This window comes from Nostocoides australiense Ben110 (assembly GCF_001050535.1).
Classification (GTDB): Bacteria; Actinomycetota; Actinomycetes; order Actinomycetales; family Dermatophilaceae; genus Nostocoides_A; species Nostocoides_A australiense.
In genome coordinates this window covers 672273-686240 of the sequence record NZ_HG764815.1, presented here as the reverse complement: position 1 = coordinate 686240, position 13968 = coordinate 672273, and the positions used below count along the sequence as shown (strand labels likewise).

Annotated in this window: 9 protein-coding genes and 2 pseudogenes; all 11 read right to left on the bottom strand. The window is 68.9% G+C overall.

Translation table 11 applies throughout. The features are described 5' to 3' along the window. Window positions 1–40 precede the first annotated feature (40 nt). Window positions 41–343 (bottom strand): annotated as a pseudogene (locus tag BN11_RS03230) (transposase); the annotation flags it as partial. A gap of 22 nt (window positions 344–365) precedes the next feature. Further along, window positions 366–932, bottom strand: coding sequence for a phage integrase central domain-containing protein (locus BN11_RS03225; RefSeq protein WP_048694406.1), 567 nt, complete (start codon window positions 930–932; stop codon window positions 366–368). 286 nt (window positions 933–1218) lie between these two features. Continuing rightward, a complete protein-coding gene (locus tag BN11_RS03220; RefSeq protein WP_048694403.1) occupies window positions 1219–3582 on the bottom strand; it encodes an MMPL family transporter in 2364 nt (787 codons plus the stop codon). A 4-nt stretch (window positions 3583–3586) separates the two neighbouring features. Continuing rightward, window positions 3587–4825 carry a beta-ketoacyl-[acyl-carrier-protein] synthase family protein gene (locus tag BN11_RS03215; RefSeq protein ID WP_048694400.1) on the bottom strand — a complete coding sequence of 413 codons (1239 nt, stop codon included), beginning with the start codon at window positions 4823–4825 and terminating at the stop codon, window positions 3587–3589. Further along, window positions 4822–5058 (bottom strand): acyl carrier protein, encoded by a 237-nt coding sequence (locus tag BN11_RS03210; protein WP_201329205.1) that lies wholly within the window; start codon window positions 5056–5058, stop codon window positions 4822–4824. The genes BN11_RS03215 and BN11_RS03210 overlap by 4 nt, the downstream gene beginning before the upstream one ends. 2 nt (window positions 5059–5060) lie before the next feature. After that, entirely contained in the window at window positions 5061–6212 is a 1152-nt protein-coding gene (locus BN11_RS03205; RefSeq protein WP_157043953.1) for a saccharopine dehydrogenase family protein, read from the bottom strand. Window positions 6213–6221: 9 nt separating this feature from the next. Next, window positions 6222–8696, bottom strand: a complete 2475-nt coding sequence (locus BN11_RS03200; RefSeq protein WP_048694389.1) for an aminotransferase class III-fold pyridoxal phosphate-dependent enzyme — start codon at window positions 8694–8696, stop codon at window positions 6222–6224. After that, window positions 8693–11122, bottom strand: coding sequence for a thiamine pyrophosphate-dependent enzyme (locus BN11_RS03195; RefSeq protein WP_048694386.1), 2430 nt, complete (start codon window positions 11120–11122; stop codon window positions 8693–8695). The genes BN11_RS03200 and BN11_RS03195 overlap by 4 nt, the downstream gene beginning before the upstream one ends. Window positions 11123–11340: 218 nt before the next feature. Then, window positions 11341–11583: pseudogene (locus BN11_RS21625) on the bottom strand (integrase core domain-containing protein); the annotation flags it as partial. A gap of 56 nt (window positions 11584–11639) precedes the next feature. Continuing rightward, window positions 11640–13565 carry a tyrosine-type recombinase/integrase gene (locus BN11_RS03190; protein WP_048694384.1) on the bottom strand — a complete coding sequence of 642 codons (1926 nt, stop codon included), beginning with the start codon at window positions 13563–13565 and terminating at the stop codon, window positions 11640–11642. After that, a partial coding sequence (locus BN11_RS03185) for a tyrosine-type recombinase/integrase (RefSeq protein ID WP_048700701.1) occupies window positions 13531–13968 on the bottom strand: 438 nt, incomplete at its 5' end. The genes BN11_RS03185 and BN11_RS03190, both read right to left, overlap by 35 nt.

The following is a 13968-nucleotide window of genomic DNA, read 5'->3' as shown; positions in this document are numbered from 1 at the left end:
CCGGAAGCCCGGAACCGACGCGCCGATCACCTGCATATCAAGCCGCCCGCTTCAAGATCTCGTTCGCGCGCTTGAGCTCGCGGTTCTCCTGCTCGAGCTCACGGATCCGCGTCGCCTCGCTCGTGCTGACCCCGGGTGCGTGGCCGTCGTCGATGTCGGCCTGCTTGACCCACTGACGCACCGACTCGGTCCCGTAGCCCAGCTGGGACGCGACCCGCTGGACCGTCCCGTGCTCGGACCCCAGCTCTGCTCGCAGCGTTCGGACCATCCGGACCGCCGCTGCCTTCTCCTGCGGGCTGTAGCGCCGCGTCTGCGGCTTCGCAGGCGTCTGTTCCTTCGGCATGGCTCCATCCTCGTTTCCAAGGTCACGAGCCTCCAACAAACCCAGGGCGGTTCAGTCCAGCAGGTGCACGAACCCGATCGGCGACGTTGCGAAGGATGACGTCGCGCCGCATCGCGTAGTCGAGCACGCGGCTGGTGAGATTGAGGGTGAGGCGCATGTACCGGGCTGACAGGCCGAGGTCCCGCATCTCAAGGAGCATGTCCTCGACGTCTTCGGTGCGCAGGTCCACGACACGGTCTTGGCCGATGGCGTGCGAAATCCGGCCGCGCAGGAGTGTCTCGTAGTTCGATCGCGTGGACTCGCTCACGCGCTCGCCTACGTCACGCTGAAGCCAGGCGGTGGCGATCTCATCGAATGTGGTGCCGCGGGCGGTTAGGTCCGCGCCTTTCCGGTGGGCGTTGCGAAGTTCTTCGAGCTTGGTTCTTACCTCCTCACGCGTGGCACCATAGACAGTTGGGCGCACGCGAGCGCCGGCGGCGTCGACGCCGAGGTCCACCTGGGCTGCCCACCGCTTGCGGCTCTTGCGGTAGAAGATGGTGCCGTCGCCGCGTTCGCGTCGCTCGCGTGCCACGATCCACCTCCAGGTCATGGGGTCCAACGTGACTGCCAAAGTCACAGCCTAATTAGGCCACCACGACGTGGGCAAAGGTGGATGTGCTGGGACGTGAAAGGACGCCTGGCCTGGGTATAAGTTCCCTGTTGGCGGTTCCCAAGCCCGGCTACGAAGCCTGGGGTCAAGGCTCGCAGGTTCAAATCCTGTCATCCCGACAGTGTTTTCGCAGGTCAGACGGCGCTTCGACTCGCCAACCTGCGTGGGTGGCTTTGTACCAACGTGGCCCTGTGCGGGGCGACCTGCATCTCCGCGCGCCTTCGGCCTATGGGGCGCCAGCATCTACGTGTCGGCCGTTTGGAGGGATGGGCGGCGTGGCGCCCAAAGGCATCTCGGTCCCGCCGTGTTCGTCTGGCAACCGCGGCAGTGCGCGGGTGAGCCAGCTCGGCATCCACCAGTTCCACTCGCCGGCGAGCTTCATGAAGGCCGGGACCAGCACCATGCGTACGAGGGTTGCGTCGATCGCGATGCTGACCGCGAGGGGGAGGCCTAGCTGCTTCATGTAGGGCGTTGGGACGAGCACGAAGGCGGCGAAGACGGAGATCATGATGGCCGCGGCCCAGGTGATCAGTGGTGCTGTGCGGCCGAGTGCTCGTGCTGTCGCATCCTCGGTGTTCGCTCCGCCATGGTGGAACTCCTGGATCCGAGTCATCAGGAACAGCTCGTAGTCCATGGATAGCCCGAAGACCACCGCGAAAAGCAGGATCGGTACGAGGAAGTCGAGCTGGGTGGTGGCGCCGAACGTGGTGGGTGCGAAGAATTCGCCCAGCCATCCCCACTGGAAGACCATGACCAGGATCCCGAAGCTCGCCAGGACCGATGTGAGGTTGAGCAGGACGGCCTTCAAGGGCAGCAGGAGGCTGCGCAACGCGGCGGCGAGGAGCAGGAAGGACGCCACGAGCGTCACACCTATGGCCACGGGGAAGCCGGACCATGCGTCATCGAAGAGCTCGAGTGCTTCCTGAGCCTGTCCGCCGACAAGGACGCTGGACAAGGGCCCCCCACCGAGGTCGGCGGCCTTGGCGCGGATCGCCTCGGTGAGCGCACGGGTGCTCTCGGTCGTCGGTAGTGCGTCAGGGAAGACCACGAGGACGACGTGCCGACCACCGGTGGCGACCGTCTGGTTCGCGAGGGCGCCCAGCTCTGAGTACCTCGCGGCTTCGCCGGTGGAGTACACAGCGGCGTAGTCAGCTGTTTGGATCGACTCCGGTCCGGTCGTCGGGCCGACAACCGCTCCGACACCGTCGATCTGAAGGATCTCCCGGGTGAGCTCATCGACAGCGATCACTGCTTGCGGGTCGTAGAAGCCACCCTCGCGACCTGTGTCGACAGCGACGTCGAGGGGAGAGGTCGCGCCGGCCATGCCAGCGCGTTGCAGACTCTCGGCTCCCTGTCGGGACTCGGCGCGTTCTGGGAGCACTTCGGCGCCGGGGGTCCCGACCTGCATGGCGAGCATGGGCAGGGCGAGGACGGTGAGGAGCACGCCGAGGCAGAGTGCGCCAAGGACGGGCCGACGCATCACCCTCCGGGCGAAGCGCTCCCAGAACCGGACGCGGGCGTCCACGCGGCGAAGCATCGGGCGGCTGAGCCACTGCGGTGCATTGATGCGCTCGCCCGCCAGCGTGAGGATCGCGGGGACGAGGGTGACGGACAAGAGGACTGCGGTCCCGACGGTGAGGATGCCCGTGATCCCCAGGGAGCGAAGCAGGAGGGAGTCGGGAACCAGGAGCGCCGCCATGGAGATCGCGACGGTGAGCCCGCTGTAGACGACTGTTCGTCCTGCGGTAAGGACCGTGCCGTGCGCGGCCAAGGCGGGATCCCGGCGTGCCCCGAGGTTCTCACGGAACCTCGTCACCATGATGAGCGAGTAGTCGATCCCGACGGCGAGGCCCATCATGCTGGCGATGGTCTGAGAGAAGACATTGAGGAACAGGCCGGTCGTGTCGTGCAGGAAGTAGAGCGCACCGAGCGCGACGACGACGCTGAGTGCTCCTACGAGAAGGGGCACGAGGACGGCGCCGAAGGCGCCGAACGCGAGCACGAGGGCGACCGCCGTGAGGGGTAGAGCGAGGAGCTCTGCGCGGCGAGTGTCCTGTTCACCCGTGGCAACGATGTCGTGGTTGACGGCCGGCCCACCGGTCACGTCGACGCGGGTCCCGGCGGGCCGGTCGATCTCCGAGGTCGCCGCTCGGACCGGCTCGACCATGTCCATGGCTTCCTCGGAGTCGCTGCTGCTCAGCGAGACCGACAGGATGCGTAGCCCGCCCGGGTCGGCGAAGCCAGGTTCCCCGCGCAACGCGTCGGCTGCGTCGACGACCGAGGAGACACCAGGAACTGCGTCGAGGCGCGCGCCGAGTCGTTGTACGTAGGTGTCCTGGTCCTCTCGAAAGGCGTCAGAGTCTGTGTTCTCGATGACGACGAGGAGCTGCTGTCCCGAACGGCCCGGAACGACGTCGGCGATCCGCGCCACCTGGGCGCTGTCACTCGTGGGGTCCGGTCGGCCGAGGGATCCGGTGAGGACGTCTCCGATCCGCGCGGCGCCGACCAGGGCGATCAGGAACAGTGCCGTCCACGCAGCTATGACCAGCCAGGGCCGGCGGCAGGACCACCGGGCAGCGAGTGTGAGCATGTCCTCACGCCACCTCAGGTCGGCCGAGGAGCACAGCGACGTTGTGTCCTCCGAAGGCGTTCGACGTCGACATGACCGTCTGCGGGTGCGCGGGACGGGCGTGGAGCGCGACCAGGTCGAGGTTGAATGCGGGATCCGGGTGGGTCAGGTTGGCCGTGCTGGGAAGCAGGTCGACGTCGAAGACCTGCGCGCACACGATGGCTTCGACCGCTCCGGCCGCCCCGATGAGGTGGCCGGTGTGCCCCTTGGTCGAGCTCACAGTCACCCTGGCGCCCCCGGCCCCGAAGACCTGGTGGAGGGCCTGCGCCTCGGAGGAGTCGTTGAGCACAGTGCCGGTGCCGTGCGCGTTGACATAGTCCACATCCGTGGGCTGAAGGTTCGCCGAGGCGAGGGCCCGCCGCATGGCGAGGGCAGCGCCGCCACCTTCGGGGTGCGGCGCCGTCACGTGATAGGCGTCGGACGCTCGGCCATGGCCGATGAGCCGGGCGTACACACGGGCACCGCGCGCGGCGGCGATGTCCTCGCGCTCGAGGACCATGACCCCGGCCCCTTCCCCGATGACGAACCCGTCCCGGTCCACATCGAACGGACGGCACGCTTGGACCGGGGAGTCGTTGCGCCTCGACAGTGCCCTCATCTGGGCAAACCCCGAGACCGTTGCCGGGGTCACCGGGGCCTCTGCGCCACCGACCACCGCCACGTCGCACTCGCCGGCGCCCAACGAGTGGGCGGCGGCGACGATCGCGTCCGAGCCGGAGGCGCAGGCGCTGACTGTGGTGACGCTCGGCCCGCGCAGGCCGAACTTCATCGACATGAACGCGGCAGCGTTGTTCGCCATGGACTTGGGGATGACCCTCGGGCCGATGTGTTGGGGTCCCTTCGTCCACAGGGTCTCGGTCGTCTCTTCCCAGGTGCTGAGTCCTGCACCGCCAGTAGCGAGAAAGACGCCGACCCGGTCCGTGTCTTGCCCGGACCTGAGGAAGCCGCTGTCCTCGATGGCGAGAGATGCGGCGGCGAACGCGAGCACGGTGAAGCGATCGACGGTGGCGAGGTCCCGACGCGACAACCAGTCGGTCGGGTCGATGTCGACCTCGCCCGCGATGGTGACGGCCAGGTCGGAGGCATCGAACCGGGTGATCTGAGCGATGCCGCTGCGTCCGGCGACCCAGGCCTCCTGGAACTCGACGGAGCCGACCCCGATCGGGGTCACCGGCCCGACGCCGGTGATGGCTATCCCGGTCACGCTGAACCGCTGCCGGCCGGCGCCGGCGTCGCGGCAGCGAAGTCGAGGACGTCCTGCACTGTCGTCCACTGGCGGACGACCTCTTCCGAGATCGAGATTCCCATCTGCTCCTCGAGCACCGTCAGGAGCTCAAGGGTGTCGAGGGAGTCAAGGCCCAGGTCCGAGCGCAGGTCGGCCTCGGGGACGACTTGCTCAGCTGACATGCCCATCTGGTCAACGAGGATCTCGGTCACGGTCATTCTTGGCTGGTCCATCGCGCTGCCTCCTGTCGTGATGACGACACATCGATCTGACGGTCGATCCGGACGGCGCCCGGATCGAGGCTGAGGTGGGTCAGGAGTGCCTCAGAAGCCCCGGTCTGCTCGGGCAGGAGGACTCCGGAGGCGATGTGCCCACCGAGGATGCGCGTCGCGAACCATGTGGCGATCCGCGCGGTCGCCCGGCTCTCCCCGGTCCCGGAGGCGCTCCATCGGGCGCGGCCCTCGGTTCCATGCGCATCGACGACGAGCGCGTAGGGCCGCGGTCGGGCTTCGGCGGGTCGCCCGAGGCGTTCCTGCCAGCGGTGGACGGCTCTGGACAGTCCGGGACGAGCGAGGAGCGGGGCAAGCCCTGCCACCGCGGCCAGGTGACCGAGGCCGGCCAGAATCCCAGGGCCGAGGGAGAGATAAGTGGACGCGCGCGCCACGCCCAGGGTCCGCGAGTAGTGGAACTGGCCCGGGAACGGGAACGAATAGCTGCGACGGCGTCCGATCCGACCGGGGAACTCGATGTCCGCACGTCTCTCGAACGTCCTGAACCTCCCAGCACCGTCGTGCCCGGCCGGAGGGTGTACGTCGTCGAACGCCGCGAGCATGTACTCCAACGCGCCAGGTCCGTGGGGATCGCGGACGTCGAGGTGCACCCCGGTGCGGATGGCGCTCACCGTCCCCACGTCCCGGGCGGCGGCAGCAGCGAGGACGTTCGAGAGGCCGGGTATGAGGCCGGCACCCAGGACGGCGGTCACCCCGGCGTCGAGTGCTTTCTGATGCAGCGGGAGCATCCGCCCCCACGCCTCGAGGTCGGCGCTGACATCGACGTAGTGGGCCCCAGCCTCGATCGCCGCGGCCAGGACGGTGGGGAACCCGACCGAGCTGGTGTTGATGACGACGCTCTTCCCGGTGAGTGCGGCTCGCAGCGCGGCGTCATCGGTGATGTCGACGTGGACCGGGTGCGCGCAGTGTCCGAGGCTTCGGGCCAGTGCGGTCACCTCACGGGCGTCACGGCCGCCGACGTGGATCTGGTTGGGGCACGAACCCGAGAGGGAACGGGTGATGCTGCCGCCGACGCTCCCGGTGGCGCCGAGGATCAGGATGTCGGCTCCATTGCGGTGCGGGTGGGTCTTGGTCATGGTCACTCCTCAGAAGTCAGCCAGGTCGTCGCAGACCGCGGCGAAGGCCGCGACGAACCGCCGGGCCTCCTCGGTGGTGAGGACCAGTGGTGGCTGGATGCGCATGACGTTGTTGTGGTTCGCCGACAAGAAGGTCAGGATGCGGTGCTCGTCCGACAGCTTCGTCACCACGCGCATCACCAGCAGATTCCCGAGGGTCCTCTCGACCTCCTGGCCAACGGCCGAGAGATCTGCGTTCAGGCGTGCGGACAGCAGGGGGCCGAGCCGTCCGAGGTCGCCTGGCGTTCGACGAAGCACCTCGGCGAACGTTGCCTCGAGGGCTCCGGCGAAGGAGAAGTCGAACTCGACCGCGTTCATCATCCCGACCCCTCGGACGTCTGCGATGAAGGCGTGGTGTTCGGCGATCTCCCGCAGGCCGGAGCGCAGGACGGTGCCGACCTGGTGTGCTCGTGCGGCTAGGTCTTCCTCGATCGTCGCGTCGAGGGCAGCCAGTCCGGACACCGCAGCGAGGTTGTTGCCGCCGAAGGTGGAGCTGTGCAGTCCGAGGCGCTCGGTCGACCCGAACGCCTCCTGCCACAGATCGCGTCGACACACGGTGGCTCCGATGGGGGTCAGACCGCCGGACAACGACTTGGACAGGCACACGATGTCTGGTGTCACGCCCTCACGTGCCGACGCGAACATGGAGCCGGTGCGGCCGAGGCCGGTCTGGATCTCGTCGACGATCAGGACCACTCCTCGGGAACGGCACAGGGCGGAGACGTCCTTGAGGTAGGCCTCAGGCGGAACGATCACCCCGCCCTCACCTTGGACAGGCTCGACGATGAAGGCCCCGATGGAGTGCTCGTCGAGGAGCCGTGTGAGCGCGGCGACGTCGCCGAAAGGCACGGGGTGCGCGCCCGGGACCAGCGGCCCGACACCCTGCCGCGCCCGCGCCGAACCGGTGACCGAGAGAGCGCCGAGTGTCTTGCCGTGGTAGCTGTTCGTCGTGTAGCCGACCGTCGATGTGCCGGTGGCGACCCTGGCGACCTTCAGCGCCGCCTCGACGGCTTCGGCGCCGGAGTTGCTGAAGAAGGTCACGGCCGGGCCGACCGGGCTCAGGTCGCTCAGGCGCTCAGCGAGCTCTGAGGTCTCCACGGGCATCGACACGTACTGAACCAAGGACGGCGCCCCGGAGGAGAGGTGCTTCGACACCGCCTCGACGATCCTCGGGTGGTTGTGGCCCAGGTTCAGGGCGCCGTAGGCCGCGACGAAGTCGAGGTAGCTTCGGCCCTGCGTGTCCGTGAGGGTCGACCCCTGGCCGTGGGTGAAGACGCGGTCGATGTGGTTGCTCTCCATGAAACGAGCCATCAGTGGGTTCACGTGGGCGGAGAACCGGTCGCGGGTGGTCTGGCGCAGGTCCGGCGACGACCCGCGAGGATGCCGTGGGCGGACCTGGCCGATCCGATGGGCGTCCACCGGCTTTCCGAATGAGGTGAGGGGAGTGGCGGCGAAGCCATGCCGAGCGGCTATGCCCCCGATCTCGAGCACGCCCTCGGGTGCGAGTTCACGTCCGATGGAGAAGGACTCGGCCCGGTGCTCCAGCGCCAGGAGCATCGTCTCGGCGACGCACGCATTGATCTGGTTGCCCGGCACCAGCCCGGCGAACGCCCCGCCGAGTTCGACGCCGTCACCCGCTGAGACGAATCCGCCGTCGATCACCACGATGTCCGCGCGGTCTCCATCACTGAGCACATCCCTCGGGAGAGCTACGTCGACCACGACTGACCCGGGCCGGAGGGCATGAGGGTCGATCACCCCTCCGGAGGACGTCGCGGAGACGTACAGGCGGCTGGTGCGATAGACGTCCTCAAGGCCGCTGTGCAGGGTCGCCCGATCGGCCAGATCCGCAGGCAGGTGCGAACGGAGCCTGTCTGGGGAGGATGTCTCTCGATGAACAAGGGCCAGGCGGTGACCGTCTCGGAGAAGCAGCTGAGCCACCGCCAGCCCGATCGAGCCGGGGTATCCGACGATGGCGATGGGTTCGGAGCCCGGAGAGATGTCGAGAACCTCAAGGCACTGGCGCAGAGCCTCGATAGCGGCGTAGGCGGTCAGCGAGTTGCCACTGGTCACCGGGACGGGAGCGTCGGCGGCCGTGCGCACCCCCCGCCCGCCGATGATGGAGGTAGCCCCCCCGAGGCCGACGATCTCAGCACCTACCTGATGGAGACGACGGACCCCGGCGCGGACCGCGTCGAGGCTTCCGGCGACATCGCCCAGAACCTCCTCTGCTGTGCGCGGCAGGTAGTGGATCGTCCCCTCGCAGGTAGCGCCAGTCGCGGACCGGATCTGAGAGAACTCGACGAACGGAACAGTCGGCTGCGCCCCCCATGCCGACGCCACGCCATGGCGGCTCTCCTCGGCGAGTCGGCCAACGAGATCGACCAGCTTCGTGTGGTTGCGGAGCCCCACGGAGGTGGGGTGGGCGAGGAAGCCGAACTTCATCGGACCGCTCCTGCCTGCGCGACCCGGTACGCCAGGGCCGGTAGCTCGGAGTTCTGCCAGCCGAGGGTCGTCATCAGGCTCATGCCGTCGCCCGTGCTGTTGTGGTCCAGCGGAATCGTGTACTCGTTCACGACCCCACGTGCGGTGAGCCCGTGCGTGAGCTCGGCGCCGTCGAAGGTCCACAGCTGTCGGCCGCGCACCCGGAGACGGCCGAGGTCGCGGTCGCCTGCGGGGGCGGCCAGGTTCGGGATGCCCATCTGCCGCCCGACCGGCCGCAACCGGCGGGTCTCCTGGTAGGTGCCGATGATCGAGTGCCCCCCGTTGTTGAGGGTGAAGATGGACAGGTTGGGGCACCTCATGTGCCCCCGCATCGCCTGCTCGACCAGGACCTCGGTGATGTCCGGACCGATGGCACGGGCACCATCCCCGATGAAGGCGAGGACCGGCTCGTCGGTGGAGGCAGTGATCGCCGGGAGCGCCTGGTAGGCGTCGCCCATCGACGCTCTCCCGTACCAGCCCGAGAACCCGGGGCCGGTGCGCGGCAGGTGGCGGACGGCGGCCGCACCGCCACGACCGACGTCGAAGACGCCGGTGTACCGATAGCCCCGGGAGACGATCAAGGTCTCGAGCAGGGTGGCGAGCGAGGCGAAGAAGTAGTTCGGGCTCATCGGCGAGGTGGGCACCTCTTCCGCGAGCACTGGTCGGGAGCGCCGTGCCTCCTCGATAGCGGCGCGCCGCGCTGCGACGACCTGCGGCGCGACATCGAGCCGCGCGTGCACGACTTCGAGGAACTCCTCGAGGTCGCACACCAGGGGGATGTCGGTGAACGGTGCGATGTGGTCAGCCCTACGCGTGAGCTGGACCACGGTCACCTTGTGGTTCAGGCCTGCCTCCGACAGGGGCGTCATCGCCTGCGCAGCGCGGCTCTTGAGGAAGAACAGGACCTGCGAGCCGCGGGGGCGCAGTCGCCCCTGCCGGTGCAGCAGCCGGTGCGCCACATCGGAGAACCCATAGATGCCCATCGGCCCCACATAGGTCGAGACCGGGGCCCCGTCGACGAACGCGCTGACAGTGCCCGGTCTCGTCAGTGAGTCCGCCAAGGCGATCCCAGCAGCCTCGGCGATCTCGACGACGAGCTTGCGCTCTTGAGCGTCGAGGTCCCCGCACTGCCAGAGCAACGTGGCCGGATCGGTGTTGATGAGACGCATGACGGTCTCGACGGAGGCAGGGTCCAGGGCTGGCCCCGCGGTCGTCAGCTGGGCCGGGAGCGTTGCGGTGGCCGTCAGGTCCGGTCGCCGGTCGCCCGTGGCGAGATCCTCCAGCACGCGCTGGGTCGCGAGGAGGACGACGGGTCCTTCTGTGTGACGAAGGAGTCCGAGCGCAGCCTCAAGATCACTCGCGATCCGTGCGGGCTCGTCCATGAAGATGTGGGCGATGCCGCGGGCTCTGAGGACTGCGCGACCGTCCTCGTGGTCGTGGACGGTGCCTTGGAAGGGCAACCACTGACCGGGGTCGGCTTCGCCGCAGACGATGAGCCCCGGTGCGCCAGCATCACGCAGATTCGCCAGCGCACCCTTGAACTCGTCGACCATCGCGCTCGTGACCACGATGAGGTAGGGCTGCTTCATGAGCTGCCAACGAGCGAGGGCGCCGGCAGCGAGGGCGCACTCGTTGGCCCCCCGAAGGACCTGGCCTCCGGTGGTCCCGGCGAACTCCTCCACGTCCTCGATGAGGCTCGAGACCATCGACCCGGTGTAGTAGTGGAACCCCCATCCCAGCGGGCCTAGTTGCCGCATCGTCCGCGCGAGGGCCGCACCGAGACTGGTGTGGGCGGCGGCCCCGCGATTGAGGGGGTTGAGGAGCGTGTTCTGGACGTGATCGGTGATCGCCATCAGCAGCTCTGTCCGCAGGAGCCACGGGTCCGTCGGCATGACCCGGGTGGCGTGCCGCCCCATGATCCGTGGCCCATCCAGCGCGTCGGCCGACGGCACGTAGAGCATCGCGGCGGGGAACGTCCGACCGGACGGTCGCTGAGCGTTGCCCGCGCCCGTCACCCTCGCCAGGTCGTCGCCCCAGGTGTCTGCGCGGTCTCCGGCCGGAAGAGTGCCAACGACCAGCACCAGGTCGAGGTTCCCCCCGAAGTCGGCAGCGGCGAAGCGCCACGCGGCCTCCAGGGCGGTGTCCGCCCGGATCAGCGCCACCGAGCGGTCCTTCAGGGTCCGGGTGAGGTACCGCGAAGCGAGTGCCAGGGCGCGCCGGTAGGTGGGACGGCCGGGCGTCGTCGGTGGCGACACGGCCTCCGCGCACCCGGTGGGACGGTGGGGGTCCTCGAGGCGCTCGGAGAACGCGCTCTCGGTCGCGTCAGCGATGTCACTGAGCACATCGAGGGTCGCCGACACCAACGCGACGTCCGTCGTGATAGCCACGGCAGCAAGCATCAGTTCCCCCTGTCCGGGTCGGACGCGCGCTCGCGGACCGACCCCAGTCCTGCCCTCGGCGCCCCAGGTCCTCGGGCGCCCGATGTCGCCACATTCGCGGCGATGACTCCCTCAATGGTTGCGGGCCGCGGTCAAGGCGGGGCTAAGGATCCATTGGCGTTCGGTGAAGGTTCCGTGAACCGCCCTGGGTCCGATGGAGGCTCTGGTCATTTGATTTCGGCCAGGGCCTTCGTGCCCTGCTGGGTATCGTAGAACGTCCTCTCGAACTCCGTCGGCGGGACGTCGCCGAGGTAGCCGTGCAGTCGTCGGTGGTTGTGCCAGTCGACCCATCCGAGGGTGGCCAGTTCGACGTCCTCGACGGTGCGCCACGGCCGTGCGCGGGTTGGCCCGCGGATTAGCTCGGCCTTGTAGTAGCCGTTGACTGTCTCGGCCAGGGCGTTGTCGTAGGATTAACCGGCTAATCGCAGCGGATTTCTTTCCGGTTCGGCCCTTTTCGTTGTTTGCCTCACATGGCGGTCGGGTGTGTCGCGGTGTCGTCGATCAGGGCGGTGAGGCGGTGGATGAGTCGGAGGTGTCGTTCGGTCTCGGCGTCCCAGCCGCGGGTGGTGGCGTCTGCGGCGAGGGCGGCTGCGTCGTCGCGTTGCGCGGTCAGCACGGGCAGGTAGGTGGTGGTGGTGTGGAAGCTGGGGCAGTGTTCGCAGATGTTCGCGTAGCTGCACGGGCCTTGGGCGGGGGCGCGTAGGCAGTAGCCGCCGGCGAGGGCGGTTTTGACGGTCGCGGTGGTGCGCCAGTCGTCGCCTGCGCTCGAGGTCGGCTCGCTCGGGGTGGGCAGGGCGCCGATGGTCTGCTTGGCCAGCTCCAGCGCGCGCTCGTACTCGGCACGGACGGTGGTGTCGAACAGGTGCCCGTAACGCAGGCTCATTTCGGCTGACACGTGTCCGAGGATGGCCATCAGTGCTTGCAACGAGACGCCGGCGTTGACCAGGGCGGTGGCGTAGGTGTGTCGGAGCTGATGAGGGGTGACGTGCCCGATGCCGGCGCTCTTCGCGGCGCGGTCGAGCTCCTTGCGCAGCCGGTTCTGTCCGATGCGGTGGCCGTGCGCGGTGAACAGGAAGTCCGCGGGCCGTCCGGTGCGTGGGTGTGGGATCGGCCGTCCGGGGCTGCGTGCGGCGGTGATCCGGTCGATCAGCGCGAGGATCTGGGCGTCGATGGGGACCATCCGTTCGGTGTCGAGCTTGCCCAGGGGCACCTTGAGCCAGGACCCGGAGCCGGGTAGGTCGATGACGGCGTCAAGCTCAAGGTCGAGCAGTTCCCCGATCCGCAGGCCGCAGGCGCGTTGCAGTAGCAGCGCGTCGGCGGCGAGCCGGTGCGGGGAGGCCTCGAGGGCCTCGGTGAGGCGTCGGTCGGCGTCTGGTGGCAGGAACCTCGGTAGGGGTTGGGGCAGTCGCGGGTTGTCGGAGGGGAACATCAGCCGCCGGGTGGGTGCCTCGGGCCAGCCCCACTCGGTGATCTCGGTCAGGAAGTTCGCGACGGCCAGGATCCGTCGTGCCTGCTCCGGGACGGACAGGGTCCCGCCGGCCTTGGTGTTCGCCGCGGTGGTCAGGCTGGCCAGCCAGGGTTCGATGTGCTGGCACCGGTCGAGCGTCGCGGGGGTCGCGTCCGGGTCGGTCCCGGCGAGGTAGGCGCCGAACGCTGCCAGCCTGGTGGCCAGCGAGGAGACGGTGGCGGGACGGCAGGTGACGGACTTGTGCTGCAGGTAGCGCACCAGGATGGCGTGCATCGGCTCCGGCACGTGTGCCAGGCGCCGGGCGAAGGGCCAGCGCTGCTCGAACGGCTCGGGCAGCGCAGGCAGCACACCGTGGTGGTACAGCACGGTCTTGGCGCCGGTGGCGGTGGCCCGGTAGTGCTTCCAGGTGCGCCCGGTCGCGGCCTGCCGTGCGAGGCCGGCGACCGCGAGGGCGTCGAAGTCGTCGTGGACCAGGTCGGTCAGGCGTTTGCCGGTGGCGAACAGCACCCGGGCGATCACCTGGGAGGCCATCGCCGAGGCGACCCGCTGGCTGTACCCGCAGCCGCGGGCGGCGGTGATGAACGCCGCGAGGTCCTGCCCGATGACGGTGCCGGGCACGTCGCGCCAGATCGAGGAGAACTTGCGGTGCACCAGGTACTCCCAGCTCGGGTGGAGCCGTCCGGTGACGAGCAGGAACGTGATGAACGGGCGGGTGCCGCTGTTCGCGGTCAGCTGCACCGCCAGCGGCTCGTGCTCCCAGGCGCGCACCACCGGCCATCGCCGCAGGAACGTCTTGGCCCAGTACGTGAACGCGGTGTTGCCTCGCCCGGTCCGCGCCTGGTGGGCGTGGTACGCGGCGAGTACCTCGGCAGGTGGCTCGTGCCGAGGCTCAACGGTTTTGGCGTTGACGGCTGCGCGCGGCATCGTATTCGGCTTTCACGTGGGTCGGGGCGAAGTGGATGTAACGGGCCGTGGTGTCGACATGCGCGTGCCCGAGCAGCGCCTGCATCACGGCCAGGTCCACCCCGGCCTCGGCCAGCGCGGTCCCGAACGTGTGCCGCAGCGCGTGCGGTGCCCCGGCCGGGACGCCGGAGGTGGCCCGGTGGTAACGGAAGATGGTCCGCAACCCGGCCGGGGTCAGCGGCCGCCCCGTCGTGGGGCCCTTCGCGACGAGGAACAACGCAGACGCGTCGCTGTCCGGGCGCTCGGTCAGCAAGTACGCGTTCAGCACGGCGGCGACGTCCCGGTCGAGGGGGACCCGGCGGTCCTTGCCGCCCTTGCCGTGCACGGTCAGCCAGCGACCGCCGATGTCGACATCGGCGACCTG